24 protein-coding genes are annotated in these 25663 nt (G+C 64.3%); 17 read left to right on the top strand and 7 right to left on the bottom strand.

Going from position 1 to position 25663, the window contains the following annotated elements; genetic code table 11:
- Nucleotides 1–70: 70 nt before the first annotated feature.
- The 5 genes from NLM32_RS17895 to NLM32_RS17875 all read right to left on the bottom strand — a co-directional run bounded on the left by NLM32_RS17895 (nucleotide 71) and on the right by NLM32_RS17875 (nucleotide 3638).
- Entirely contained in the window at nucleotides 71–313 is a 243-nt protein-coding gene (locus tag NLM32_RS17895) for a transcriptional regulator (RefSeq protein ID WP_254130241.1), read from the bottom strand.
- Between the two features lie 97 nt (nucleotides 314–410).
- Nucleotides 411–620, bottom strand: a complete 210-nt coding sequence (locus NLM32_RS17890; RefSeq protein WP_028143038.1) for a cold-shock protein — start codon at nucleotides 618–620, stop codon at nucleotides 411–413.
- Nucleotides 621–1042: 422 nt separating this feature from the next.
- Nucleotides 1043–2002, bottom strand: coding sequence for a dienelactone hydrolase family protein (locus NLM32_RS17885; protein WP_254135343.1), 960 nt, complete (start codon nucleotides 2000–2002; stop codon nucleotides 1043–1045).
- 109 nt (nucleotides 2003–2111) lie between these two features.
- The gene (locus NLM32_RS17880) at nucleotides 2112–2495 is read right to left on the bottom strand and encodes a tautomerase family protein (protein WP_254130240.1); all 384 of its coding nucleotides are present in this window, start codon (nucleotides 2493–2495) and stop codon (nucleotides 2112–2114) included.
- Between the two features lie 171 nt (nucleotides 2496–2666).
- Nucleotides 2667–3638 carry a hypothetical protein gene (locus NLM32_RS17875; RefSeq protein ID WP_254130239.1) on the bottom strand — a complete coding sequence of 324 codons (972 nt, stop codon included), beginning with the start codon at nucleotides 3636–3638 and terminating at the stop codon, nucleotides 2667–2669.
- 321 nt (nucleotides 3639–3959) lie between these two features.
- On the opposite strand from NLM32_RS17875, the gene NLM32_RS17870 reads away from it, so the two are divergent.
- A complete protein-coding gene (locus NLM32_RS17870) occupies nucleotides 3960–4403 on the top strand; it encodes an SRPBCC family protein (RefSeq protein ID WP_254130238.1) in 444 nt (147 codons plus the stop codon).
- Nucleotides 4404–4569: 166 nt separating this feature from the next.
- On the opposite strand, the gene NLM32_RS17865 is transcribed toward NLM32_RS17870, so the two are convergent.
- Nucleotides 4570–5898, bottom strand: coding sequence for an Hsp70 family protein (locus NLM32_RS17865; protein ID WP_254130237.1), 1329 nt, complete (start codon nucleotides 5896–5898; stop codon nucleotides 4570–4572).
- A 298-nt stretch (nucleotides 5899–6196) separates the two neighbouring features.
- Between NLM32_RS17865 and NLM32_RS17860 the strand changes: the two genes are divergently transcribed.
- The 14 genes from NLM32_RS17860 (at nucleotide 6197) to NLM32_RS17795 (ending at nucleotide 22268) form a co-directional block, all read left to right on the top strand.
- On the top strand, nucleotides 6197–6334 hold the full coding sequence (locus tag NLM32_RS17860) for a hypothetical protein (protein WP_209965316.1): 138 nt from the start codon (nucleotides 6197–6199) through the stop codon (nucleotides 6332–6334).
- Nucleotides 6335–6583: 249 nt separating this feature from the next.
- A complete protein-coding gene (gene oxlT / locus NLM32_RS17855) occupies nucleotides 6584–7873 on the top strand; it encodes an oxalate/formate MFS antiporter (protein WP_254130236.1) in 1290 nt (429 codons plus the stop codon).
- A gap of 259 nt (nucleotides 7874–8132) precedes the next feature.
- On the top strand, nucleotides 8133–9467 hold the full coding sequence (oxlT, locus tag NLM32_RS17850) for an oxalate/formate MFS antiporter (protein WP_254130235.1): 1335 nt from the start codon (nucleotides 8133–8135) through the stop codon (nucleotides 9465–9467).
- Nucleotides 9468–9662: 195 nt separating this feature from the next.
- Complete coding sequence (locus NLM32_RS17845; protein WP_254130234.1) at nucleotides 9663–10091, top strand: CBS domain-containing protein; 429 nt, start codon at nucleotides 9663–9665, stop codon at nucleotides 10089–10091.
- Nucleotides 10092–10205: 114 nt separating this feature from the next.
- Nucleotides 10206–11225: a 2-dehydropantoate 2-reductase gene (locus NLM32_RS17840; RefSeq protein WP_254130233.1), complete on the top strand. Its 1020-nt coding sequence runs from the start codon at nucleotides 10206–10208 to the stop codon at nucleotides 11223–11225.
- Nucleotides 11226–11236: 11 nt separating this feature from the next.
- Entirely contained in the window at nucleotides 11237–12010 is a 774-nt protein-coding gene (locus tag NLM32_RS17835; protein ID WP_254130232.1) for a fumarylacetoacetate hydrolase family protein, read from the top strand.
- A 485-nt stretch (nucleotides 12011–12495) separates the two neighbouring features.
- Complete coding sequence (locus tag NLM32_RS17830) at nucleotides 12496–13902, top strand: hypothetical protein (RefSeq protein WP_254130231.1); 1407 nt, start codon at nucleotides 12496–12498, stop codon at nucleotides 13900–13902.
- Between the two features lie 56 nt (nucleotides 13903–13958).
- Nucleotides 13959–14672 carry a hypothetical protein gene (locus NLM32_RS17825; RefSeq protein WP_254130230.1) on the top strand — a complete coding sequence of 238 codons (714 nt, stop codon included), beginning with the start codon at nucleotides 13959–13961 and terminating at the stop codon, nucleotides 14670–14672.
- A 167-nt stretch (nucleotides 14673–14839) separates the two neighbouring features.
- A complete protein-coding gene (locus NLM32_RS17820) occupies nucleotides 14840–15043 on the top strand; it encodes a hypothetical protein (protein ID WP_148754708.1) in 204 nt (67 codons plus the stop codon).
- Between the two features lie 44 nt (nucleotides 15044–15087).
- Entirely contained in the window at nucleotides 15088–15738 is a 651-nt protein-coding gene (locus NLM32_RS17815) for a hypothetical protein (RefSeq protein WP_254130229.1), read from the top strand.
- Between the two features lie 374 nt (nucleotides 15739–16112).
- Complete coding sequence (locus tag NLM32_RS17810; RefSeq protein WP_254130228.1) at nucleotides 16113–17108, top strand: nitronate monooxygenase family protein; 996 nt, start codon at nucleotides 16113–16115, stop codon at nucleotides 17106–17108.
- A gap of 25 nt (nucleotides 17109–17133) precedes the next feature.
- Nucleotides 17134–18105 carry a zinc-binding dehydrogenase gene (locus NLM32_RS17805; RefSeq protein ID WP_254130227.1) on the top strand — a complete coding sequence of 324 codons (972 nt, stop codon included), beginning with the start codon at nucleotides 17134–17136 and terminating at the stop codon, nucleotides 18103–18105.
- A 246-nt stretch (nucleotides 18106–18351) separates the two neighbouring features.
- The gene (locus tag NLM32_RS17800; RefSeq protein ID WP_254130226.1) at nucleotides 18352–19725 is read left to right on the top strand and encodes a cation-efflux pump; all 1374 of its coding nucleotides are present in this window, start codon (nucleotides 18352–18354) and stop codon (nucleotides 19723–19725) included.
- 212 nt (nucleotides 19726–19937) lie between these two features.
- Nucleotides 19938–22268 (top strand): PAS domain-containing sensor histidine kinase, encoded by a 2331-nt coding sequence (locus NLM32_RS17795; protein WP_254130225.1) that lies wholly within the window; start codon nucleotides 19938–19940, stop codon nucleotides 22266–22268.
- A gap of 236 nt (nucleotides 22269–22504) precedes the next feature.
- Here the strand turns inward: NLM32_RS17795 and NLM32_RS17790 are convergent, their stop codons facing one another.
- Entirely contained in the window at nucleotides 22505–23401 is an 897-nt protein-coding gene (locus tag NLM32_RS17790; protein WP_254130224.1) for a LysR family transcriptional regulator, read from the bottom strand.
- Nucleotides 23402–23624: 223 nt separating this feature from the next.
- On the opposite strand from NLM32_RS17790, the gene NLM32_RS17785 reads away from it, so the two are divergent.
- The gene (locus NLM32_RS17785; RefSeq protein WP_254130223.1) at nucleotides 23625–24101 is read left to right on the top strand and encodes a formate dehydrogenase subunit gamma; all 477 of its coding nucleotides are present in this window, start codon (nucleotides 23625–23627) and stop codon (nucleotides 24099–24101) included.
- Nucleotides 24098–25654 carry an NADH-quinone oxidoreductase subunit NuoF gene (locus NLM32_RS17780; RefSeq protein ID WP_254130222.1) on the top strand — a complete coding sequence of 519 codons (1557 nt, stop codon included), beginning with the start codon at nucleotides 24098–24100 and terminating at the stop codon, nucleotides 25652–25654. Before NLM32_RS17785 ends, NLM32_RS17780 begins: the two co-directional genes overlap by 4 nt.
- The last annotated feature ends 9 nt before the right edge of the window (nucleotides 25655–25663 follow it).

The following is a 25663-nucleotide window of genomic DNA, read 5'->3' as shown; positions in this document are numbered from 1 at the left end:
CGGCTTTCGGGACCAGCTTTTGCATCGCAAAGGTGGTCGCAAGCCGGCACATCTGCCCGCACGCGCAAAGCTATTGCGGCTGCTTCCTCTTGCGCTTGGTGACGCCCGGTGCCGGCAATGATGCCTGACGAGTTGCGTCGGCTGCTTCCCTGGCTTCGCGCAGCTCACGAAGCCGTGCCATGTTCTTGCGGATGTCGACGGCCTGCTTTTCGGCGTCCGCCATCGCTTGCGCGCCTTCTTGAGCAGCCAAGCGCTGACGGTCGGAGCGCGCGATGCTTTCGGGTGACGGTTCAGCCGATTTTCTGGCGCTCATCTCTCACCCTTTCGGAAACTGACAAAACCCGCTCAATCCGGGGATCGAGCGGGTCGCATGGCCGTTTCAGTACATCCGTGAAACGGCACTGGAGGGCTTAAGCCAGCGAGAGATTCTCAGCGCTGACCTTGCCCCGCATCTTGTCGGTCTTGGCCTCGAAGTTGACCTTTTGTCCCTCGGCGAGACCCGCAAGACCAGCCCGCTCGACCGCGCTGATGTGAACGAAGACATCTTGGCCGCCGTCGTCGGGCTGAATGAATCCGAAGCCCTTCTGGCCGTTGAACCACTTCACAGTACCTGTCGTCATTATCTCTTCTCCAAAGAGCACACATGTGCGTTCCGCGTGACGCTCACGCAGAACCGTTTCAATTCGTCGATGTCGATGGAAAAGGAGCCCGCGGGCGCATTCAACAAGGCACAGCGGCTGAACGAACAGAACGAGGGTATACCTCACCATCCATATAAGCAAGGCAGCAGCCGGATTTAGTCGCGCCCGCGGCTTCTACGGAAACCTTCGCGGGTTTGGGGACTCAAACTCAAGTTGCCCGGCGAAAGGCGGACGAGCCGTCACGAACCGCATTTTGGCATCCTTTGTAGGTTGTAGGGTCGCTTCACAACGACAAATGCGTCCGCGCGATAGTGAAGAAGATGCAGCGCGAAGGCGTCTTCAAGGAGATGCGACTGCACCAAAGCGGTTAAGACATCCTCGCTTCCTCACGAACGCGATGCTCACCGATCTCCGCCGGCGAGCTGCTCGCGAAAAAACTTCACCACCGCTACGTCGAACGCGCGGTGAAAGGCCGCCCGGTCAAAGCCATCGGGATCGGTGCAGACCTGCGGCCTCAATGCTGCGAGCTCCGTCGTGCAGGGCGGCAGAAATGCATAATGACCGGCCGGTACGACGTGAATGTCGGGATTGCCCGGCAGACTGCGGGTCACGCGTGCGACGCTCTCCGCCTCCACACCCCCGCCCCCCAGTTCTGACCGCCAGACCAGCAGCGGGATTTTGATGCCAGCCAGGTTTTCAGGGGTGAATGTAAAGCCCACGGCCGGATCCACGATCACGGCGGCCTTGATCCGTGGATCGTGCGGCGGATCGGATGGAAACTCGCCGGCGCGCCGCTCCTCGCAGACCGCCGACTTGCTGTCCGGCTTGCAAGCAAGCCTGTGGAAATCGGGCTGACCGCCGACCAGCACCAGCCCGGTAAAGCCCCCCAGCGAAAAGCCAAAAAGGCCGACCCTGGTCGGGTCGATCACCGCCCTGTCCTTCCATTCGTTCAACATGAAATCGAGCAAGCGCACCATCTGCGCTGGGCGTGACGCCCAGACAGACATCCCTCGCCCCGACATGTCATTGGTGTTGTTGCCGGCATGGTTGATCGCAGCGACGACAAAGCCGGCGTTCACCAGCGCTTCGACGATGTCGAGATGAAGTGCGAAGTAGCCGCTATTGCCATGGGAGATGATGACCAGAGGCAGCTTGGCCCCCGTGACGGGACAGTCTTGAGCGCCGGGCAGCCAATCGACCGTGGGCACCGCAAGATTGCCAAGCGCCACATGCGCCGGCTCCGCTGTGCAAGGATACCAGATCGCGCCCGACAGCGCCGGATCGGATTGGAGAAGTTGAATGCCTGCGGCCTTGGCAAATGAGCCAAGACAGCAGAGTGCGATGGCGAAAGCCCAAACCACCTTGCGCAACGGACGCCCCCCGATTTCGCGCGGGAGTTGAGGGAACAACCGTAGCGGAATTGTGGCTTCAACTCATCAACTGACGGCCGGTCTCCGCTCCGGCGGCCTGTCACGTCGCGTATTGTGCAATGCCATTCCCGAATGACCAGTTCTCCTTCGCGGTCTCCACGAGGTTGATCACGATATCGTCCGGACGCCCGTCCAGCTGCTTCTGATATTCATCGACGATACGCTTGTAGAAAGCCTTCTTCATCTCGATGGAGCGGCCGGCGTTTAACGTGATCTGGATGAAGACGACATCCTGGCTGTAGCGATTGCCCAGATAGCTTTCGGCATGATTGAGGTCGTCGTGGTCATGCTCCGTGATGACCTGGAATTTGTCGTCTTGCGGCACGTTGATCAACTCGCGCATGGCGCTGTAAATGATCTCGCCCAGCGTCTTCCGGTATTCCTTCGATTTGCCCTTGCGAAGATCGATGCGAACGAACGGCATGAGTTGTATTCCTTTTCCTCGTGGCGGGATGATCTGGACGCGGCCAGGATCTGAACGCGGCCAAGTCTGGACACGGCCAAATCACGTTGAAGGAGCAGATAGCGATTGATGCCAGGACATCCAATCAAGCCACGGTGAAGACGCGACAGCGGAATTGTGGCTTCGTCCCTTCTAGAACCGTGCGCGTGGTACGATCCGGGCGAGCAGAGGTACGTTTGCGTGCCACAGCATGCAATCGCGCGCCCGCGCGGTCTGGCCGGCCGCAAGTTCGACGAGCTGCGCCCGCGAGAACACGTGCCGCTCGCAGAAGAATGGACGAAGCGGCGAGCGCGAGAAGAAATTGTAGAACAGCGCAGAGCGGTCGCGCGCGATCGCCGGGCGGCCGCGATGGTAGCGGCTCGCAACATCCGCGAAGATCACCGTCCCGGCCTTGCCGGTGCAGGTCGTGACATCACCGCGTGCCAGCGACCCGCCGAGCCGCTGCTCCAGCATTTCCTGCGTCAGAACCGGAAAATTGGCGCCGTCAAGCCGGTCGCAGCCCGGAAAGGCGCGATGCAGCACTTCGAGCGGGCCGCCCTCCTCATCGACATCGTGCAGATAGACGATCACCTTGACCATCCGCCGATCCTCGACATCGCGATGCCATCGGCGCGCCGCGACCTGACGGCCATCGGCCACGGTGTAGAAGAAATTCAGCGTGTCGCATGCCGCGGGCAAGCCGAGATAGGTCTCGACGATGTCGAGGATGCGGTCGTTGAGAGGCCAGTGGACGATGTGCGGATGGCGCATCATCTCCTCGGCGCCGACCTGCACCGTATACTGGCCGGCGAATTCGCCTCTTCTTGCGCGGAGCGAATAGGCGTTCGCGATGTCGGTCGCCGACGTCCAGAGCGCATCCGTCCCAGCCAGGTTCAGCGCCGCGAGCGAGGTGATGTAGACGCCGTTCGTCTCCAGCCCGGCGACGATGTCCGTATCGAGCGGCGAAAGTTGAGGCAGGCGCGGCTTGTGAGAGGCCCGTGCCTTTTCGTAGCCCTCGTTCAATTTCCGGCTGATGGCCGGCATTCCGAGCAAACGCGAAGCGGTCTCGGCTGGCAGGCTGCGGACCCGGCGCAAGGCCCGGTAACGCAGCGTCTTCTGCTTCATGTCGCGAAGTCCCCCAGTTGCGATTGAATCATCGCGCGGTCGCGTCGTCATGCGGCGCGACCGGCAACGGACTCATCGCTGAGATGCGAGGCCAAAATCCGGCTTGAGTGTTTCGGAGTGTGAACCGGAGCGTAGATGCTCTCAAATTGTGCGAACATCGCGCGCCGTATACAGGCGACGCCGTCACGACCGGCGTCAACTCGGCAGCGACATCAGGTGAAAAAATTCGGCGCCCCATGTCGGATCCGCGGGGCCACGCTCGTCCTTGGGCCATGATGGGCAAAAGTCTTCGCGCCCAGCAACTCACAGGGAATAACGACCATGCCGAGCACAGTACGCCTGCACCGCGTTCTCACGACCAGCCCTGAAAAGGTCTATCGCGCCTTCGTCGAGGCCGATGCGCTGGCAAAATGGCTTCCGCCCAACGGTTTCACCTGCACCGTGCACCATCTGGAGGCCAAGGTCGGCGGCACGTTCAAGATGTCGTTCCGGAATTTCACGACAGGCAACGGCCATTCTTTCGGCGGCGAATATCTCGAACTCGTTCCGGGCCAGCGTCTGCGCTACACCGACAAGTTCGACGATCCCAACCTGCCGGGCCTGATCGAGGTGACCGTGATCCTGAAGAAGGTCTCTGTCGGCACCGAGGTGGATATCACGCAGGCCGGCCTTCCCGACGTCATTCCCGTGGAGGCCTGCTATCTCGGCTGGCAGGAATCGCTGCGCAACCTGGCGCGGCTCGTCGAGCCGGAGATCAATCAGTAGCGGCGCAAGCGCAGCGAACGCCTCGTCCTTCGAGACGACCGCTGCGCGGTCTCCTCAGGATGAGGCTAAGCGGCATCGGCGCCCGTCGAAACTGCGACCACAAACTCCGTCCTCATCCTGAGGGCCCGCCGAAGGCGGGCATCTCGAAGGATGGCCGCATTGCGCACTACCCGGCCGCCTTCCTGAGCCCGCCGTCCGCGGTCCAGCGATCCGGCTCGGGGCTGTGTCCGATCAGCGCGAGGCCGTAGGCGATCGACTCGAACTGGTCGCCCGACATCAGCCGCTCATTGCCGAACCGGTCGGCGAACAGTTTTCGCACCGCCGGCACGAACGAGGTGCCGCCGGTCAGGAACACCTTCTCCACGTCGCGCGCGGCAATGCGGGCCTCGCCCAGCACTTTGTCCACGGTTGCGCCGAGTCGGGCGATGTCGTCGGCGATCCAACTGTCAAAATTTTTCCGTGTGATGGTCGAGCCGATCTCGACACCGCCGCCCTTGAAGCGGAAGTCGACCTCGTCCCTGGCCGAGAGCGCGACCTTGGCGTCCGACACCGCGCGATACAGCGAGAAGCCGAGATCGAGATCGACGATGGTGATGAAATCCTCGAGCAGCGCGGGCTTGACCGCGGTGCGTGCAAGCTCCCGCAGCTCGCGGAGATCGCCGTTGCTCTTCATCAGCGCGAGCTGATGCCAGCGCGCGAGGTTGGTGTAGTGGCTGTTCGGGACCGGCAGCACCTTGTCGAACGAGCGAAAGCTCGAGCCTTTGCCGAGCCGTGGCGAAACGACGTGATCGACGATGCGATAATCGAACGTGTCGCCCGCGATGCCGATGCCGGCATGGCCAAGCGGCTCGGCGCGCAAGACGCCGCCCGCGCGCGAGAAACGCATCACCGAGAAGTCGCTGGTGCCGCCGCCGAAATCCGCGACCAGCACGGTGGCATCGCGCTCCAGCCGGCGGGCGAAGGAGAACGCCGCACCCACGGGCTCATAAACATAGCGCGCATGACCGGCGCCGAGGCGCTCGAACGCGGCGCGATAGCGCTGCATCGCCAGATCGTCGTCAGGATTGCCGCCGGCAAAGCGCACGGGACGGCCGACCGTGATGTTTGCCACGTCGAATCCGAACTTGTCGCCGCCGTGGCGCGCCAGCGTGCGCAGGAACGCCGCCAGAATATCCTCGAACTTGAAGCGCTGCCGGAACACCTGGGTGGTGTTGAAGCTGGAGCTCGCCGCAAAGGTCTTGAACGACTGCAGGAAGCGGTAGATGTGGCGGCCTTCGAGGAACTGCTCGATCGCCCACGGGCCGCCTTCGGCCTGGGCGCCGGCGCCCGGCCGGTCCTCCCAGAAGCACAGGGCCGAGACGTAGGTGCTGTGGCGTTGTCCGCCATGATCGAAGCGGATGGCCTCGACCCGGCGATCGTCCACCGCAAGGGCTACGACCGTATTGCTGGTCCCAAAATCGATGCCGATCGAGACGGCGGGCGAGGCGCTCGACATGAACCACTCTGTAAGATGCTTGGAAAAGGGGGCGAACCACTAACCGTTTTGCACTGCGGTGCCAAGAGCCGGGTTCGAGCGCCGTTCCATAATGGCCCGGAGCCGCTTTCCTACCCTTTTTGAGCCTCAAACCGCAGGTTTTCGGCTCCAGAGGCCCCTTTTAACGAAGCATTATGCTGCAATGCGGCAAATCGAATGCTGCCATGCAATGGCATGCATAGACAGTGGCATCTGGTATACATAGATTGCCTTTCGAAATGAGGCAGCAGTACTGACTGTCTTGAGAAAGGGAATTCCGATGTCCAAGTCCGCTTCAGTCGCGCTCGCGCCCTCCGCCTCGCTGTTCGCCCGCTTCATGGCCGCCGTCGACCGCTTCCTGATGGCCAGCGCCGAGATCTCGAACCACAACGGCGACCTGCCCCGCTTCGGCCTGTAAGGGCCAGGACGAGCGCCGGCGCGTCGAATTGTCGCGGCGGTTGTAAAACCAGCGAACTCCTACTTTTGAAGAATGGCCCTGCTCTGCGGGGCCATTTCTATTTGGGAATCGGCTCATTCTCGCAGCTTCGAAAACGGGGTTGCGTCATAAGCGCACAATGGGCCGCCGCGCGCTTGAAGCTTGGCATAATGAATACAAGAATGCCTCTAACGCTCGCTCAAAAAAACAGAAGCGCTCATTGGAGGATTCATGACGGACATGGTGCAGACAACAACGGCTCCTGCAGCCGCCCGCGTCAGCGATACGTATCGCTGGGCGCAACTGGCGATCGGCGTGGCGGCCATGGTGATGATCGCCAACTACCAATACGGCTGGACGTTCTTCGTCCCCGACATCCAGAAGAAATTCGGTTGGGATCGCGCCTCGATCCAGTGGGCCTTTACCCTGTTTGTTTTGTTCGAGACCTGGCTGGTGCCGGTCGAAGGATGGTTTGTCGATAAATACGGTCCGCGCATCGTCGTGCTCGTCGGCGGCGTGCTCTGCGCGATCGGCTGGATGATCAACGCGCAGGCCACCACGCTCAACGGTTACTATCTCGGCATGATCGTCGCGGGCATTGGCGCCGGCGGTGTCTACGGCACCTGCGTCGGCAACGCGCTGAAATGGTTTCCCGACAAGCGCGGTCTCGCCGCAGGCATCACGGCCGCCGGCTTCGGCGCAGGCTCCGCGCTCACCGTCGCGCCGATCCAGGCCATGATCAAGGACAGTGGCTTCCAGACCACCTTCCTCTATTTCGGCCTCGGACAAGGCATCATCATCTGCATTCTCGCGTTTTTCCTGCTGGCGCCGAAGCCGGGCCAGGTGCCGGCCGTGGTGGCAAACGCAGCGCTGGCGCAGACGCGGCGCAACTACCAGCCGACCGAAGTTCTGCGTCAGCCGATCTTCTGGTTGATGTACTTCATGTTCGTGATCGTCGGCGCCGGCGGGTTGATGGTGACGGCGAACCTGAAGCCGATCGCAGTCGACTGGAAGGTCGACGCCGTGCCGGTCACGCTGATCGGCATGACCATGACCGCGGTGACGTTCGCGGCGACCATCGACCGCGTGCTCAACGGCCTGACGCGTCCGTTCTTCGGCTGGATCTCCGACATGATCGGCCGCGAGAACACGATGTTCATCGCCTTCGGCATGGAAGGTTTTGGCATCTGGATGCTCTATCTCTGGGGCCAGGACCCGATCTGGTTCGTGATCCTGTCGGGCTTCGTGTTCTTCGCCTGGGGTGAGATCTACTCGCTGTTCCCCTCGACCTGCACCGACACGTTCGGCGCGAAGTTCGCGACCACCAATGCCGGCCTGCTCTACACCGCCAAAGGCACCGCCGCGTTGCTGGTGCCGCTTGCAAACTACGTGCAGCAGACCTCCGGCCATTGGGACAACGTGTTCATCCTCGCGGCCGGCGCCAACATCCTCGCCTCGCTGCTGGCGATCCTGGTGCTGAAGCCCTGGCGCAAGGTCGTGGTCGCGCAATCGAGCGTCTGAACTCGTCCAACCAACACCATCTCGCGAACGACGCCCGGCCTCACGGCCGGGCGTTTTCGTTTTGCCCGAATATACCCCAATACCGGAAACCCGAAGGAACCTGCACTTTTCTTGAGCCGGGCGGCAAGATAGGCCTTGCATTCTGGAATATGGTATACCAAGCTGCCGCCCGCGCTTGCGACGATAAGCCACAATATTTGCGACACTCCGTCATATGGGCAGCAGTGTCGTGACCAGACAGGCGCTTGGGAGGTTGTTGATGATGTCCAGCACGGACGGCGCCGTGACCGCTGCGCCCCTACGAACCGGTTTCCGTTGGCTCCAGCTCGCAATGGGCATCGTCTGCATGGCGATGATCGCGAACCTGCAATATGGCTGGACGCTGTTCGTCGATCCGATCGATGCCAAGTACCATTGGGGTCGCGCCGCGATCCAGCTCGCCTTCACCATCTTCGTCGTCACCGAGACCTGGCTGGTGCCGATCGAGGCCTGGTTCGTCGACAAATACGGCCCGCGCATCGTCATCATGTTCGGCGGCGTGATGATCGCACTGTCCTGGATCCTCAACTCCTACGCTGACTCGCTTCCCGTGCTCTACGCGGCGGCCGTCATCGGCGGCATGGGTGCGGGCGCGGTGTACGGCACCTGCGTCGGCAATGCCCTGAAATGGTTTCCCGATCGCCGCGGCCTCGCCGCCGGTGCAACCGCCGCCGGCTTCGGCGCGGGCGCAGCCCTCACCATCGTGCCGATCGCGACCATGATCGCGACGAGCGGCTATCAGCACGCGTTCCTCACCTTCGGCATCGGCCAGGGCGTGATCGTGTTCTTGCTCGCCTTCTTCATCCAGCCGCCGCGGCTCTCGATCCCGCCGAAGAAGAAGCAGCTCAACCTGCCGCAGACCAAGATCGACTTCACCCCGCCGCAGGTGCTGCGCGCCCCGATTTTCTGGGTGATGTATCTCGTCTTCGTCATGGTCGCCTCCGGCGGCCTGATGACCGCGGCCCAGATCGCGCCGATCGCGCACGACTTCAAGATCGCCGACACGCCGGTCTCGCTTGCCGGCTTCCAGATGGCCGCCTTGACGTTCGCGATCTCGCTCGACCGCATCTTCGACGGCTTCGGGCGCCCGTTCTTCGGCTTTGTGTCCGACACGATCGGCCGTGAGCACACCATGTTCATCGCCTTCGGCACGGCGGCGCTGATGCTGCTGACGCTGTCGGCCTACGGTCACGTTCCGCTCGTGTTCGTGCTCGCCACCGCGATTTATTTCGGCGTGTTCGGCGAGATCTACTCGCTGTTCCCCGCCACCTGCGGCGACACCTTCGGTTCGAAATATGCGACCACCAACAACGGCATGCTCTACACCGCGAAGGGCACCGCCTCCCTGCTCGTCCCGCTCGCAAGCGTGATCTCGACCGCCTATGGCTGGAAGGCCGTGTTCGTGGTGGCCGTGGCGCTGAACGCGACGGCCGCGCTGATGGCGCTGTTCGTGATCAAGCCGCTGCGCCGCTCCTTCATCCTGGGCAAGGAAGCCGAGAGCGCCAGCACCGCAACCGCAGGTGCCGAGACCAGGGCCAAGACCGGGACGGCGTAGCCGACCACACGCCGGTACGACGGTCAGAAGGGGCGCAGCGATGCGCCCCTTTTTCTTTCTCGATCCTGCTGCGTGGGCCGACGACAAACGTCAGTATTGCTGCCGCAAGAATTTTCGGATCAGCCAAAACCAGCGCTTGACGATTGGCATTATGTATACCACACTTCCCTCATCGTTCACCCCAGGGAGGTTGCCATGCTGGTCGGAGACATTCTGCGCAAGAAGACGCCGCGCGTTGTCACGGTGCGAATGAACGAAACGGTGGGTATCGCCGCCAAACTGATGCGGGCCAACAATATCAGCGCGCTGGTGGTGAAGGACGTGGTCCGCTCCGAAGGCAACACCGCGGTCGGCATGTTCACCGAGCGCGACGTGGTGCGCGCGGTGGCCGAGCACGGCGCCAATGCGATCAACGTCAAGGTCTCGCAGCTCGTATCGGTGCAGCAGCTCGTCTCCTGCACCTCGTCCGACACGATCGAGCACGTCCGGCACCTGATGAACCGGAATCACATCAGGCACCTGCCCGTGATCGACGATTACAGCCTCGTCTCCGTCATCAGCATGCGCGACATCGCGGCTGCCGTTGACGAGGCGCTGAACGGCTCGCCGCAAGCGGCAGCCTGATCACTTAAAGCGGCGAACCTCTTCCCCTGCGACTACCGGCCCCGGCTCGGACACCTCCGAGCCGGACCGGATCTTTCGTCCCAAATTCCCGGTTTCTGATCCCGCGAGGATTTCATGAAGATCTGCATCTACGGCGCCGGCGCGATCGGCGGATATCTCGGCGTGCAGCTGGCGCGCGCAGGCGCCGATGTCAGCCTGGTCGCACGCGGCGCGCATCTGGCCGCGATGCGCGAGCACGGCCTGACGTTGCTCGCCGGCGAGGAGAAGCACACCGTCTATCCCCGCTGCACCGACAACGCGGCCGAGCTCGGCGTGCAGGACTACATCATCGTCACGCTGAAGGCGCATTCGATCACCGGCGTGATCGAGAAGATGCAGCCGCTGCTCGGGCCGCACACCCGCATCGTCACCGCGGTCAACGGCATCCCCTATTGGTACTTCCACAAGCACGGCGGCGAGTACGAGAACTCGACGCTGGAGAGCATCGATCCCGGCGGCCGGCAATGGCGCGAGCTCGGGGCCGAACGCGCCATCGGCTGCATCGTCTATCCCGCCACCGAGATCGAGGCGCCCGGCGTGATCCGCCACGTCTACGGCAACAATTTTCCGCTGGGCGAGCCCTCCGGCGAGATCACGTCGGACGTGCAGCACCTCGCCGATCTGTTCGTCGCCGCCGGCCTGAAGGCGCCGGTGCTCGACCGCATCCGCGACGAGATCTGGCTCAAGCTCTGGGGCAATGTCTGCTTCAACCCGATCAGCGCGCTGACGCACGCAACGCTCGACGTGATCTGCTCCGATCCGTCCACGCGGGCGCTATCGCGCGCGATCATGGTGGAGACGCAGGCGATCGCCGAAACCTTCGGCGTCAAGTTCCGCGTCGATGTCGAGCGCCGCATCGAGGGTGCCCGCAAGGTCGGCGCACACAAGACCTCGATGCTGCAGGATCTCGAGCGCGGCCGCCCGATGGAGATCGACCCGCTCGTCACCGTGGTGCAGGAAATGGGCCGCCTGACCAAGATCGCGACGCCCGCACTCGACTCGGTGCTGGCGATGGTGACGCAGCGCGCCCGCGTCGCCGGCCTCTATGACGGCGTCTCCGCGCCTACCGATCCTCGCGCACTGGCGGTGGCGTGATGGCGGGCGAGATGAACCATTGGCTCCGCTTCCGCCACGCCGGCGCGACCGGCTTCGGCACGCTGACCGCATCAGGCATCAGCGTGCATGAAGGCGAGCTGTTCGGCCGTAACGCGGCGACCGGCAAAACCCTGGCGCTGTCGGAGGTCGAGCTGCTCGCGCCTTGCGCGCCCAGCAAGATCGTCGCGCTCTGGAATAATTTTCACGCGCTCGCGGCCAAGCTCAATCAGCCCGAACCGCCGGAGCCGCTCTACCTGCTCAAGGCCACCACCACGATCACGACGCCCGGCGCCGTGATCCGCCGTCCTTCCTACTACGACGGCAAGACCACCTATGAGGGCGAGCTCGGCATCGTCATCGGTAAGACCTGCGCCCGCGTCTCTCCGGCCGAAGCCGACGGCTTCATCTTCGGCTACACCTGCGTCAACGACATCACCGCCAACGACATCCTGACCAGCGATCCCACCTTTCCCCAGTGGGCCCGCGCCAAGGGCATCGACGATTACGGTCCGTTCGGCCCGGTGATCGCGACCGGCCTCGATCCGGCAAAGCTCACGGTGCGCACCATCCTCAACGGCGCGGAGCGGCAGAACTATCCGATCTCCGACATGATCTTCAGCGCGCAACAGCTCGTCAGCAAGATCTCCCACGACATGACCCTGCTCCCCGGGGACCTCATTGCGGTCGGCACCTCGGTCGGCGTCGGCGTCATGAAGGAGCCGGTGAACACGGTGACGGTCGCGATCGACGGCATCGGCGAATTGACGAACGAGTTTCGGCTGTAGCCTCGCCGGTGATTTTCGCCGCAGCGCGGCAAAATTGATCCTGCGCAAATTGCGCCATCGTGGCCGTCGCTATCCTCCCGGCAATCAATTTCTGATGCCAGGGAGGATGCCATGACGACAGCCGGTTATGCGCTTTTGTGGACGGTTCTGTACTTTGCTCTCGCGTTCGGTGCGATCTTCTTGGTCTGGTTCGCCGACAAGATGCGCTCGAACTTCCTCGGGAAATAATGGACCGGGGTGCGCCCGTGCGCCTCGACGCGCGCTGAGGGTGCCGCGCCCCGGATTGCGCTGCGCTCCATCCGGGCTGCGAATGTCCATGTCGGGAGAACCCGGCAACCTGCACCGGCCGTGCAGCGGACGGCCGACGCAACCGGCTGTGAATCGTGCGACCGGAGGCGCCCCGGCAACCCGTCCGGCCCTTGATCTCGGTTCCGCTCTCCAATAGCAATCATGGCGAAAATGTGTGCCGGCGCGGGGGCGTCACGATGGGGCTGTTTTTCCTAGTTGCCTGGGTTGTCCTGCTCGCCGCCATCGCGTTTCTCGCCCCGCAGGCGTTCGGTTACGACGTCACGCATTTGCCCGGCATGTTTGCCGCCCTGCCGATGCCGCAACGCCTCGCAGCCGGCGCGATCCTCGTGGTGGGGCTGGCGCTGATCGGCGCCTCGGCGTGGCGCCTCTCACGCCAGGACCGGCGCCTCGACAAGCTGCGCGACCGCCTCAAGAAGACCCGGGAAGACGTCGTCGTCGCTCACGCCCTGCAAAATCACCTCGATACCACCGTCCAGCACCTGATCGAGAGCGATCCCAGGGAGGCCGTCTCCGCGCTCCACGACAAGCTCGGCGAGACCGAGCAGCGCGCGCTGCTCCAGCAGGGCCGCAACCAGTCCACCGACATGCACGACCAGCTCGCCGAGATCCGCCGCCGCCAGCAGGCGTTGCGCGAGACGGTCGGCAAGGTCGCCGATCAGCGCCGCGCGGTCGAGCCCGTTTTCACCGAGATCCGCGACCGCCAGAACCAGCTCGAGCGCGCGCTGCTCGATCTCGAAACCGACGACCGCAAGAACAATCTCGCCGACCGCCTGAAGGACATCGCCCGCGACGTCTCGACCCTGCTGGGCCGAGTCAACGCGGTGCAGGACACGTTCGCGACGCTCAACCAGTACAAGGAAGATTTGGCGAAATCCTATGCCGAGCTGGCGCCGCTGCGATCGTCGGACGCCGGCATCAACGCCCTGATCGGCGAGCTCAGCCTCAGCCATGACCGGCTCGCCAAGAGCGTCGACGAGCTCGAGACCGGCGGCGAGGCCCCGCTCAGCACACGCGTCGAGACGCTGTCGAACAACAAAAACGAGATCGAGCAGCGCCTGGCCCGGATCGACGACAGCACCAACATCCTCAAAACCATCCGGCTCGATTTCGAGGAGCTCGGCCAGCGCCGGGCCCAGCTCGAACGCTCGCTCGCCGACGTCGAGACCGATCCCGACGGCAACACACTGGTCGACCGCCAGAACGCGCTGAACGATTTCGTTCTCCAGTCGCGCCAGCAGCTCGGCGCGCTGCAGGAAACGCTGGCGACCCTGAAGGCCTTCAAGACGGAGCTGTCGAAATCGCAGGCCGATCTCGTTCCGCTGAAGGCGCCGGTGTTCGGCATCGAGGCCATGATCGCGGATGTCAGCACCACCCGCGATCTCCTCGCCAAAACCGTCGGCGAGATCGAGGCCAATGGCGATGTCACCCTCACCTCGCGCGTCGACGCGCTGACCAGGAGCAAGCGCGAGGTCGAAGACCGGCTCGCCCGCATCTTCGAGAATTTCAATGCGCTCGATGCGCTCCGCAAGGACATCGGCGGCATCTTCTCGACCATCCGCAACAGCCTGAACCGGATCGGGTGAAGGCCGAACGACGGACCGGTTCGAACCGCGATTGAATTGGCTGCGACCAACCGCACATGCGTATCATCCTCGGCTTTCTGTCCGCTGTCCTCGGCGCGCTCGCCGGCTGGTCCGGCCTTGCCGCGCTGGTCGTCATGCTGGCGGGACCGGACCGCGATGGCGGCATCGCCATGGGGGCCTTCTTCGACATCGGCCCGATCGGCGGGGTGGTCGGCCTGGTCGCGGGCGTCTGGCTGTTCGTGCGCTTCGGTCTGGTCCGGGACGTGCCCCAGCCGCCTGCGGAAACCGCCGATGCCGCGCCACCCCGCACCACGCGGCTCTCCTTTCCTTTTGCTGTCACCGTGCTGCTCATCGTGGCCATCCTCGGCTATTGGGGATGGTACGAACTCATCCGCTCGCCCGATCTCAGCCATGGCTTCATGACGCTGCAGATCGAGTTTCGGCTTCCCCCCGGCATGGCCCTGCCGGACAAGGAGGAGGACGTGCACATCGAGGTCGAGGAAGCGAAAGGCTATGCCAACCCCATGTTGCCGGCGAACTGGCGCGCGCATGACGGTGACCGCAAGGCGATCATTTCCACGGTGTCCCTGATGTACAAGACGCGCCACCGCGCCGTCAGCCTGACACTTCCGGGCGTGCCGACGCAGCGTTGGCCGATCGATCTCGGTTCCGATCCCGATCCGATGCCCGGCTTTTCACCCTGGCGCACCTCGAGCGAGCCATCGCCGGCCAAGATCGAGATGCATTTCCGCCTCACCGCCGACCGCTGAAAGCGCGGCAGGCAGAAACACTCCGAAATACAACACATCTGTGCGGATCCGATCAATGCCGCCAACAAGTCGCGGGGGTGCCGCACTGTGGACGCATTCCGCCGCCCTTGTGTGAGGCGTGTCTGGGGGCACGGCTCAGCCGTGTTTGGACCAAACCTGCTAGGGGTATGACTGTGAAGAAGATTGTATTTGTTCTGGGTGCAACGCTTGCTCTGGTGACGGCTGCGAACGCTGCGGATCTGCCGCGCCGCCAGCCCGTGCCGGTCTATCCGGCCGAGCAGGCCCCGATCGGCAAGATGCCGATTGGCAAGAGCCCGATTGGCAAGGCCCCGATCGGCAAGGCGCCTGGCCCGGTCGCAGCGCGCTACTGAGCCGCAAACATCTGCGTAGCCGGCCGACAGTCGAGGGGCACAGCGTGACGAACAGACCTGATCGATCGGGATTCTGCATCCTTGCAGGTCTCGGGCTTGCAGCCATGACCGCATGCATGATGCCATCGGCCTCGGCCCACGAAGCGAACAAGCGCGTTGCCGATGCAAATGCGCTTGCTACGACCGACTCCTCGTCGCAACAGGCGCCGCAATCGACGCGGCGCCCGGTCGCGCGTGCGGAGAAGGGTCCCTACTACGTCGACTTCCGCGCCCGGACGGCAGCAAGCTGGGGCCATGCCTTCGTCTGGTACGGCAAGACCAGCGAGCGCGCCGTCGAGGTCGCGGGCCTCACGCCCAAGGGCGACACCTGGAGTTACGTGCTCGGTCACCTCACCTGGGTGCCATCGGAGACCGGCGCGAGCTACGGGGATCTCGACCCCGAATATCTGACCGCGAGCTATCGCGTGTATCTCAACGAAGCCGATGCCAAGCGCGTCTTCGCCTACATCAAGAAGCTGCAGGCGAGCTCGCCGGTCTGGAATGCCGAGACCACCAACTGCACCGGCTTCATCGGCGACATAGCCGAGTACATGGGCCTGAAGGTCCCCTATCGCTGGCAGCGCCCGGAAAACTTCGTCAACAGCCTGAAAGACATGAACGGCGGCCGCCAGATGGTGCGGCTATCGGCGGAGTAGCGTAACGGCATCTCTCGGTGTCGTCCCGGCCTTGTGCGCAATTGCGCACGGGGGGCCGGGACCCATACCGCGAGGTCTGTCGACTGTGCGCGATCGTAGTGCCGAACGAAGAATCGTCGCCAAACCTCTCCCTGTGGTTATGGGTCCCGGCCCCCCGTGCGCAATTGCGCACTAGGCCGGGACGACGGCGGAGAATGTGTGAGCGCCCTCCTATCTCTTGGAGGAGAGCATCGCAATTATCCGCCCTGCGGAATCACTGCCACCGCCCGCATGACCCACCGCGCGGCGGCGCAATAGACATTTTCCACCCCCGGCGGCATCCTCCGCCCATCAATTGAAAACACAGCCTGCCAAGCAGGCGGGGGAAACAGACGATGTTGCAGACACGGTTCACAAGACTCGTCGGCGTCGAGCACCCGATCGTCCAGGGCGGCATGCAATGGGTCGGGCGGGCCGAGCTGGTCGCAGCCGTCGCCAACGCCGGCGCGCTCGGCTTCATCACCGCGCTGACCCAGCCGACGCCGGAGGACCTGACCAAGGAGATCGCGCGCTGCCGCGACCTCACCGACAAGCCGTTCGGCGTCAATCTCACCATCCTGCCCGCGATCAAGCCGCCGCCTTACGCCGAATACCGCGCCGCCATCATCGAAGCCGGCATCACCGTGGTCGAGACCGCCGGCAACAAGCCGCAGGAGCATGTCGACGAGTTCAAAAAGCACGGCGTCAAGGTCGTGCACAAATGCACCAGCGTCCGCCACGCGCTCTCGGCCGAACGGATGGGCGTCGACGCCATCTCGATCGACGGGTTCGAATGCGCCGGCCACCCCGGCGAGGACGACACCCCCGGCCTGATCCTGATCCCGGCCGCCGCCAACAAGGTCAAGATTCCGATGATCGCCTCCGGCGGCTTTGCCGATGCCCGCGGCCTCGTCGCCGCCCTGGCGCTGGGCGCCGAGGGCATCAACATGGGCACCCGCTTCATGGCGACCAAGGAGAGCCCGATCCATCAGCTCATCAAGGAGAAGATCGTCGCCAATGACGAGCGCGAGACCGAGCTGATCTTCCGCACCATGCGCAACACCTCGCGCGTCGCCAGGAACGAGATCTCGACCAAGGTCGTCGCCATGGAGAAGGAAGGCGCCAAGTTCGAGGACATCCGCGAGCTCGTCGCCGGCGCCCGCGGCAAGATGGTCTACGCGACCGGCAACTCGGATGAAGGCATCTGGTCGGCCGGCCAGGTGCAGGGCCTGATCCAGGACATCCCGAGCTGCGGCGAGCTGATCGCGCGCATCGTGCGCGAAGCCGAGGCGATCATTCGCAGCCGGCTCGAAGGCATGATCGCTCAACCAAGCGCGCAAGCCGCGGAATAATCACTGCAAGAAGCGAGAGTAATTCATGAAGGCTTATGTCTACGGCCCTGACGGCGCTCGGATTTCCGAGGTCGCTCAACCTAAACCAAAAGGCACGCAAGTGCTGGTTCGCGTGCGCGCCTGTGGGCTCAATCGCGCCGACACCGGCATGCGCAAGGGCCACGCCCATGGCGCCGCGGGCGGCGTCGGCACCGTGCTCGGGATGGAATGGGCCGGCGAAGTCGCCGAGCTCGGACCGGATGCGAAGGGCGTCAAGGTCGGCGATCGCATCATGGGCTCCGGCGGCGCGGCGTTCGCCGAGTACACGCTCGCCGACCACGGCCGGCTGTTCCGCGCGCCCTCGAACATGAACTTCGAGGAGGCCGCCACCCTGCCCGTCGCGCTCGCGACCATGCACAACGCCGTCGTCACCGTCGGCGGCGTGCAGCCGGGACAGTCCGTGCTGATCCAGGGCGCAAGCTCCGGTGTCGGCCTGATGGCGATGCAGATCGCAAAACTCAAGGGCGCCAGGATGGTGATCGGCTCCTCGACCGATGCCTATCGCCGCGGCCGCCTGACCGAATATGGCGCCGACCTCGCGGTCGACTCCTCCGATCCGAAATGGGTGGACGAGGTCCTGAAGGCGACGAACGGCGAAGGCGTCGACCTCATCGTCGACCAGGTCTCGGGCAAGGTCGCCAACCAGAACCTCGCCGCGACCAAAATCCTGGGCCGCATCGTCAATGTCGGCCGGCTCGGCGGCACCCATGCCGACTTCAACTTCGACCTGCATGCCGCCCGCCGCATCAGCTATATCGGTGTCACCTTCCGTACCCGCTCCATCGAGGAGGTCCGCGCGATCTTCGACGAGGTCAGGAAGGACATCTGGGGCGCGGTGGAATCGCGCAAGCTGCAGCTGCCGATCGACAAGGTCTATGGGTTCAATGACATCGACAAGGCGTTCGAGCACATGGAGGCGAACAAGCACCTCGGGAAGATCGTGGTGACGGTGCCGTAGCCGTCGCCCCGGAGTCCGGTCTCGTAGGGTGGGCAAAGCGAAGCGTGCCCACGATCTTTATCCATCACGGAGAAATCGTGGGCACGGCGCTTTGCGCCTTTGCCCACCCTACGAGAGCTGAGCTTGCGGCATAAGCCCAGCATTCAATTCGGAAGCATTCGCAATAGCTTCGCTTCTGCAACTCACTTGCGACTACAGCTGTGGATCGTCGCTTGATGTTCGCGAACGCCCTGCTAAATCCCGGCCATGAGCGGACAACACGACAAGACATCGGTCGCGGCAATCTCGATCCTGGCCAGCGGCGGCATGGCGGCGGCCAAATTCGTGGTCGGCATCGCGATCGGCTCGCTGGCGCTGGTCTCCGAAGCGCTGCACTCCTCGATCGACCTGGTCGCGACCATCATCACCTGGGCGGTGGTGCGGGTCTCCGACAAGCCGGCCGACGACGAGCACCATTATGGCCACGGCAAGCTCGAGAGCATCTCCGCGCTCGGCGTGACCGCCCTGCTCTACGTGCTCGCCGGCGGCATTCTGGTGCAATCCTACAGCCACCTCCGCGAGGGAACCCCGCCACCGACGATTTCGGCCGTCCCGTTCGTGGTGCTGGTGATCGATATCGTCGTCAATCTCTGGCGCGCCCGCGCGCTGCACCGCGCGGCCCGGGAGACCCGCAGCGAGGCGCTCGCCGCCGATGCGCTGCATTTCGCCTCCGACGTCATGGGCTCGTGCGCCGTGATCGTCGGCCTGATTCTCGCAGCCTTCGGCTTCTGGTGGGGTGACGCGGCGGCCGCCGCGGCGGTCGCCGTGATGATCGCGGCTCTCGGCCTGCGGATGGCGAGCTCCACGGTGCAGACACTGCTCGACCGCGCGCCGGAAGGCGCCCAGGCGAAGGCCACCGCCGCGATCCGCAGCGTGCCCGGCGTGATCGACGTCGAACGCCTGCGCGTGCGCATGGTCGGGGCGACCACCTTCATCGACAGCATCGTCAACGTGCCCAGAACCTACCCGATCGACCGCGTCGAGGAGATCAAGCGCAACGCGCAAGGCGCCGTCGATAAAGCCTTCGGCGATGCCGACCTCACCTTCACCGCCGTGCCGGTCGCCCGCGACAACGAGACCGTGCGCGACCGCATCATGGTGATCGCGCATAATTCGGGCCTCGCCATCCACCACGTCACGGTGCACGATCTCGGCGCCAAGCTGATCGTCAGCATCGACCTCGAGGTCGATGCCGACATGCAACTCGAGGCCGCCCACGACGTCGCCAATACGCTGGAGCGGAGCATCCAGGAAGAGTTCGGTGCCGACGTCGAGGTCGACGTCCATATCGAGCCGCTGGAACCGGAACTGCCGTTCGGCGTCGATGCCGCGCCGGAGCGGGTGCAGACTATCGCCGCCGCGCTCACCGAATATGCTGCCGGCGGCGAGATCCACGACATCCATAATGTGCGCGTGCGCAACACCGACGCCGGCGAGATCGTCAACTTCCACTGCCGCGCCACGCCGTCGATGAGCGTGATCAAGGTGCACGAGCAAGTCGACGCAATCGAGCGCCGCTTGCGTCGTGCGTTCCCGAGCGTGAAGCGCGTCATCAGCCACGCCGAACCGCCACGCGCGTGATGGAGTCACACGTTCTCGTTTCGGACTCATCGCGCACGTGAGTTTGCGGAAGAGAAGCGCACGAACTCCGTGTTGGATAAGAATTATTTCGCGTTAACCTTTCGTTGACTCTCGACAGCCTGCGCAAACTGGATTCAAATCGCTGTGATTCGAAAGCGACGTGGGGCTGCTTTCGATACTCGTCGTAAGCTGGTTTTCAGGGGGCCGAAGGCATGGCGCGCGCAGACGCCGCGAACGCGTGCGTCCAATCCGATTCGATCAAAGGATTGGCGCAATCGATCGCGAAACCTGCCTATCATCGGCTCCTGATCGCGGAGCCGGCGCTCCGTCGCGCCGTGCCGACGCTCATCATCGCCTTCCTCATCACGATCTGCCTCGGCGCATTCGTCCAGGTCGTCGACCAGACGCGCCAGAAGCGCCTCGTGATCCAGAACGACATCTCTTCCCTCGCCGAACTGCTCGCCGAGCGCATCGACCGCGTCACCTCCGTACGCGCGGAGCGGCTGAAGAGCATCGAGAACCTGCCGAATTTGCTGCCCGACATGATCCCGTCCCGGGCCAGGGTCTCGGGCCGCCATGTCGTCGTCACCTCGGCCGGAATCGACCGCCGCATCCTCGCCCGCATTCCGATCGACAGCGATCCCTCGGGCAACGACCGCCTGCTCGATGCGATCACCACCGCGCAGCTGCTCGCAGCTCCGCCGCGCGACAATGACATCTCCAGCATGACGCTGCCGAACGGCAACGCCGCGATGGCGACCTCCCGGCCGATCAAGTCGCTGCCGGGCCTCGTCACCGTGATCCAGGAGCGCAACGAGCCGATCTGGGGCTCGGACGCGGCCCTTTCGGTGACGCTGTCGGCGACCACCGGCTTCGTCGTCCTGATCCTCGGCTTCGCCTTCCACTGGCAGTCGACCCGCGCCCGCGAGGGCGACCTCATCAACGATGCCGTGCGTGGCCGGATCGACACCGCGCTCAACCGCGGCCGCTGCGGCCTGTGGGACTGGGACCTGTCGCGCGGCCGGATCTTCTGGTCGCAATCGATGTTCTCGATGCTGGGCCTCGACGGCCGCAACGAGCTCCTCACCTTCGGCGAGGTCAACGCGCTGGTGAAGTCGGACGACATCGACCTGTTCGCGATCGCCGACCAGCTGATCTCCGAGAAGATCGACCATATCGACCAGACCTTCCGCATGCAGCATGTCGACGGCCACTGGATCTGGCTCCGCGTCCGCTGCGAGCGGACCCGCGGCGCCAGCGATTCCGGCATGCACCTGATCGGCATCGCGGTCGACATCACCGAGCAGAAGAGCCTCGCCGAGCGCACCGTGGAAGCCGACCTTCGCCTGCGCGACGCCATCGAGACCATTCCGGAAGCCTTCGTGCTGTGGGACGCCAGCGACCGCCTGGTGCTCTGCAACTCGCACTTCCAGCGCCTGCACAAGCTGCCCGACACCGCCGTGATCCCCGGCACCTCCTACGAGACCGTGCTGGAAGTCGGCCGCATGCCGGAGGTCCGCACCCGCCACAACGAGACCGCCGCCCAAGGCCCCGGCGCCCGCACCTTCGAGGCCCAGCTCGACGACGGCAGCTGGCTGCACATCAGCGAACGCCGCACCAAGGACGGCGGCTACGTCTCGGTCGGCACCGACATCACCCGCATCAAGGAGCACGAGCAGAAGCTCGTCGACAACGATCTGCGCCTGCGCGCCACCGTCATCGACCTCAAGCGCTCGCAGGCGGCGCTGGAACGCCAGACCATCGAGCTCGCCGATCTCGCCGAGAAATATCAGCGCGAGAAGACCCGCGCCGAGGAAGCCAACCAGACCAAGTCGAAATTCCTCGCCAATATGAGCCACGAGCTGCGCACGCCGCTCAACGCCATCATCGGCTTCTCCGAGATCATGGGCTCGGGCATGTTCGGCGAGCTGGGCTCGGAGAAGTACCAGGAATACTGCCACGACATCCTCACCAGCGGCCATTATCTGCTCGAGGTCATCAACGACATCCTCGACATGTCCAAGATCGAGGCCGGCCGCATGAAGCTCGACATGGAAGAGCTCGATCTCGCGCAGACGCTCGCGGAATCCCTGCGCGTCGTCGCCGGCCGGGCGCAGGACAAGAACCTGGAGCTCGACGCCGAGATCGAGAAGTCCATTTCGGTCGTCGCCGACCGCCGCGCCACCAAGCAGATCATCGTCAACCTGCTGTCCAACGCCGTGAAGTTCACGCCCGACGGCGGACGCATCGTGGTACGCAGCCGGCAGCTCGAGGACAGGATCGTGCTGATGATCGCCGACACCGGCATCGGCATCGCGCCACACTCGCTGGCGCGGCTCGGACGTCCGTTCGAGCAGGTCGAGAGCCAGCTCACCAAGACCTATCACGGCTCCGGCCTCGGGCTCGCGATCGCCCGCTCGCTGGCGCAGCTCCACGGCGGCTCGATGAAGCTGCGCTCCAGGCTCGAAGTCGGCACCGTCGTCCGCGTGACGCTGCCGCGCGACGCCATCAAAGCGGCAGCCGGAATTTCCGCGGCCGCCTAGAGCTGGGATGAGCTTTGGTTGAATCGATGCGAGCCGAGGGGGCACCTCTCCCGTAGGGAGAGGTCGGGTCGCATCGAAAGATGCGATCCGGGTGAGGGGTTACGCTCCCACCGGTCGCTGCGGCCCCTCACCCGGATTGCGCTGGTCGATGCTGCGCATCGCCAAGCGCAATCCGACCTCTCCCCGCTGGGGAGAGGTGGCACCTACACTGCGGACACACTTAATCTCACTATGCGCTACGACTGCAGGCTCGGCGCCACTTCGCGCGCGACATTGACCAGTGCCGCGATCAGCGGCGTCATCGGATCGCGCTGCGGGATCACCAGGCCAATGCTGTAATTGACCTCGGGATCGGTGATCGGAATCGAGCGAACCTTGTCGGACGACAGGCCAAGCGTCTCGGCGAGCTTGGCCGGCATCACGCTCGCCCAGCGCCCGGTCTTGACGTGGGTGAACAGCACCAACAGCGAGTTCGAGGTCAGTGTCGGCGTCGCCTCCGCCGCGACCGAACGCAGCGCACGGTCGATGATGCGGCGGTTCTGCATGTCGGGTGTCAGCAGGCACAGCGGCACCTGTCCGACCTCCTTCCACGTCACCGTCTCGCGATCCCCGAACATCCCATCGGGCGCGGTGAGCAGACGGTAGCTCTCGTTGTAGAGCGGAATGGTGCGCACCTTCCCGATCGGCTCGTTCTCGATATAGGTCAGCCCGGCATCGACCTCGAGATTTTCGAGCAACCCCAGCACCTCCGACGAGGTCGTCGAGCGGATGCTGAAACGCACCTCGGGATGCCGCGCACGGTACGGCGTCGTCAGCGACGCGACCATGCCGAGTGCCGTCGGGATCGCCGCAATGCGGATCTCGCCGGAGAGCTGATGCTTCAGTCCGTTGATCTCGTCGCGCATCGCGCGGGCATCGCCCACGATCCGCCGGGCCCAGTCCAGCGCCCGCTCGCCCTCGGGGGTAAATCCCTGAAACCGGGACCCGCGCTGGACCAGCATCACGCCGAGGATCTCCTCGAGCTGCTTCAGCCCGGTCGACATGGTCGGCTGGGTGACACCGCAGGCCTCCGCTGCCCGTCCAAAATGCCGCTCCTTGGCCAGCGCCAGCAGCAGTTCAAGCTTGTCGATCAACCGGCCGTCCCCTCGGATTCTGTGGTGGCATACAAGCTATCACGCCGGGCCTGCACCAACACGCAAAAACCGGCAGTCAATACAAGTTTCATTAGCACTTCGTATCGACCGATTGCGTTTCCAAATCGATCTGAATTCGCAATCGCAGCATGAGACAGCTTTATTGATCTTCGAACGATTCCAAATAGTTTGCGCGGAAGGGACGCTCAGATCGAGAACGAGAATGACAGCGGTTTACGAGCCTTGGGAAGAAACGCGCGGCGCCGAGATCATCGCCGAACATGCCGGGCAGGAAGGCGCGACGCTCGTCATTCTGCACGCACTCCAGGAAGCGTTCGGCTATGTGCCGGAGGCCGCGATTCCGATGGTGGCGCAGGCGCTGAATCTGTCGCGCGCCGAAGTCCATGGCGTCTTCACCTTCTACCATGACTTCCGCCACAAGCCGGCCGGCCGCCACGTGCTGAAGCTGTGCCGCGCCGAAGCCTGCCAGGCCGCGGGCGGCGACGCGCTGGCCGCGCGCGCCGAAGCGAAGCTCGGCGTCTCGCTCGGCAACACCACTGCGGATGATCGCGTCACGCTGGAGCCGATCTACTGCCTCGGGCTGTGCTCGACCGCACCGTCGGCGATGCTCGACGGCCGCCTCGTCGGCCGGCTCGACGAGAAGCGCATCGACGCGCTGGTGGCGGAGGCACAACGATGAAGATGAAGATTTTCGTTCCGCGCGATGCGACCGCAGTCGCCGTCGGCGCCGACGAGGTTGTCGCAGCGTTCGAGCAGATCGCGGAAAAGCGCGGCCTGCCGATCGAGATCGTCAGGACCGGTTCCCGGGGCCTGCATTGGCTGGAGCCGATGGTCGAGGTGGCGACCCTCAAGGGCCGCGTCGCCTACGGTCCGGTGAGCTCGGAGGATGTCGCCTCCGTGTTCGAGTCCATGGCGAGCAATGGGCCGCACGCGCTGCGGCTCGGCGTCGCTGACGAAATCCCCTGGCTCAAGCGCCAGACCCGCCTCACCTTCGCCCGCTGCGGCGTGATCGATCCACGCTCGCTCGAGGATTATCGCGCCCATGGCGGCTACAAGGGTTTTGAGCGCGCGCTCTCGCTCGGCCCGGACGCGATCCTGGCTGAAGTCACTGCCTCCGGCCTGCGCGGCCGCGGCGGCGCGGGCTTCCCGACCGGCATCAAGTGGAAGACGGTGCAGCAGGCCAAGGCCGACCGCAAGTTCATCGTCTGCAACGCCGACGAAGGCGACAGCGGCACCTTCGCCGACCGCATGATCATGGAAGGCGACCCCTTCCTCGTCATCGAAGGCATGACGACATCAGGCATCACCGTCGGCGCCACCAAGGGCTACATCTACATCCGCAGTGAATATCCGCACGCGGTCGCGGCGATGAATGCCGCGATCTCGGCGGCGCGGCGCGGCGGCTATCTCGGCGACAGGATCGGCGGCTCGACGCATAGCTTCGACATGGAAGTGCGCGTCGGCGCCGGCGCTTACGTCTGCGGCGAGGAGACGTCGCTGCTCGAGAGCCTCGAAGGCCGCCGTGGTCTGGTACGCGCCAAGCCGCCGCTGCCTGCCCATCATGGATTGTTCGGCAAGCCGACCGTCATCAACAACGTGCTGTCGTTCGCGGCGATCCCCTTCATCCTCGCCGAGGGCGCCAAGGCGTACGCCGATTTCGGCATGGGGCGCTCGCGCGGCACGATGCCGATCCAGCTCGCCGGCAACATCCGCCAGGGCGGGCTGTTCGAGACGGCGTTCGGCGTGACGCTCGGCGAGCTCGTCGACGACATCGGCGGTGGCACGTTCACCGGACGCCCGGTCCGCGCCGTGCAGGTCGGCGGCCCGCTCGGCGCCTATTTCCCGCGCGCCCTGTTCGACACCCCGTTCGACTACGAAGCCTTCGCCGCGCGCGACGGCCTGATCGGCCATGGCGGCATCGTCGTGTTCGACGACAGCGTCGACATGCGCAAGCAGGCGCGCTTCGCGATGGAATTCTGCGCCGTCGAATCCTGCGGCAAATGCACGCCCTGCCGGATCGGTTCGACCCGCGGCGTCGAGACCATCGAGAAGATCATCAACGGCGAGCGCGTCGCCGAAAACCTCGCGCTCGTCGAAGACCTCTGCAACACCATGAAATTCGGCTCGCTCTGCGCACTCGGCGGCTTCACGCCCTACCCCGTGCTCAGCGCATTGAAGCATTTCCGTGAAGATTTTGTCCCGGCCCCGACCACGCTTCAGGCCGCGGAATAGGAGAACGAC

The organism is Bradyrhizobium sp. CCGUVB14 (assembly GCF_024199935.1).
Lineage (GTDB): Bacteria > Pseudomonadota > Alphaproteobacteria > Rhizobiales > Xanthobacteraceae > Bradyrhizobium.
This window is presented reverse-complemented; position numbering and strand designations above follow the sequence as displayed.

What these genes read in the sequence shown, in the direction of transcription:
- NLM32_RS17830 (WP_254130231.1), top strand. Translation starts at nt 12,496, where the DNA reads ATGGGGCTGTTTTTCCTAGTTGCCTGGGTTGTCCTGCTCGCCGCCATC.
- NLM32_RS17845 (WP_254130234.1), top strand. Translation starts at nt 9,663, where the DNA reads ATGCTGGTCGGAGACATTCTGCGCAAGAAGACGCCGCGCGTTGTCACG.
- NLM32_RS17800 (WP_254130226.1), top strand. Translation starts at nt 18,352, where the DNA reads ATGAGCGGACAACACGACAAGACATCGGTCGCGGCAATCTCGATCCTG.
- NLM32_RS17875 (WP_254130239.1), bottom strand. Translation starts at nt 3,638, where the DNA reads ATGAAGCAGAAGACGCTGCGTTACCGGGCCTTGCGCCGGGTCCGCAGC.
- NLM32_RS17835 (WP_254130232.1), top strand. Translation starts at nt 11,237, where the DNA reads ATGAACCATTGGCTCCGCTTCCGCCACGCCGGCGCGACCGGCTTCGGC.
- NLM32_RS17880 (WP_254130240.1), bottom strand. Translation starts at nt 2,495, where the DNA reads ATGCCGTTCGTTCGCATCGATCTTCGCAAGGGCAAATCGAAGGAATAC.
- oxlT (WP_254130235.1), top strand. Translation starts at nt 8,133, where the DNA reads ATGATGTCCAGCACGGACGGCGCCGTGACCGCTGCGCCCCTACGAACC.
- oxlT (WP_254130236.1), top strand. Translation starts at nt 6,584, where the DNA reads ATGACGGACATGGTGCAGACAACAACGGCTCCTGCAGCCGCCCGCGTC.
- NLM32_RS17820 (WP_148754708.1), top strand. Translation starts at nt 14,840, where the DNA reads ATGACTGTGAAGAAGATTGTATTTGTTCTGGGTGCAACGCTTGCTCTG.
- NLM32_RS17785 (WP_254130223.1), top strand. Translation starts at nt 23,625, where the DNA reads ATGACAGCGGTTTACGAGCCTTGGGAAGAAACGCGCGGCGCCGAGATC.
- NLM32_RS17780 (WP_254130222.1), top strand. Translation starts at nt 24,098, where the DNA reads ATGAAGATGAAGATTTTCGTTCCGCGCGATGCGACCGCAGTCGCCGTC.
- NLM32_RS17895 (WP_254130241.1), bottom strand. Translation starts at nt 313, where the DNA reads ATGAGCGCCAGAAAATCGGCTGAACCGTCACCCGAAAGCATCGCGCGC.
- NLM32_RS17810 (WP_254130228.1), top strand. Translation starts at nt 16,113, where the DNA reads ATGTTGCAGACACGGTTCACAAGACTCGTCGGCGTCGAGCACCCGATC.
- NLM32_RS17825 (WP_254130230.1), top strand. Translation starts at nt 13,959, where the DNA reads ATGCGTATCATCCTCGGCTTTCTGTCCGCTGTCCTCGGCGCGCTCGCC.
- NLM32_RS17840 (WP_254130233.1), top strand. Translation starts at nt 10,206, where the DNA reads ATGAAGATCTGCATCTACGGCGCCGGCGCGATCGGCGGATATCTCGGC.
- NLM32_RS17870 (WP_254130238.1), top strand. Translation starts at nt 3,960, where the DNA reads ATGCCGAGCACAGTACGCCTGCACCGCGTTCTCACGACCAGCCCTGAA.
- NLM32_RS17795 (WP_254130225.1), top strand. Translation starts at nt 19,938, where the DNA reads ATGGCGCGCGCAGACGCCGCGAACGCGTGCGTCCAATCCGATTCGATC.
- NLM32_RS17865 (WP_254130237.1), bottom strand. Translation starts at nt 5,898, where the DNA reads ATGTCGAGCGCCTCGCCCGCCGTCTCGATCGGCATCGATTTTGGGACC.
- NLM32_RS17860 (WP_209965316.1), top strand. Translation starts at nt 6,197, where the DNA reads ATGTCCAAGTCCGCTTCAGTCGCGCTCGCGCCCTCCGCCTCGCTGTTC.
- NLM32_RS17890 (WP_028143038.1), bottom strand. Translation starts at nt 620, where the DNA reads ATGACGACAGGTACTGTGAAGTGGTTCAACGGCCAGAAGGGCTTCGGA.
- NLM32_RS17805 (WP_254130227.1), top strand. Translation starts at nt 17,134, where the DNA reads ATGAAGGCTTATGTCTACGGCCCTGACGGCGCTCGGATTTCCGAGGTC.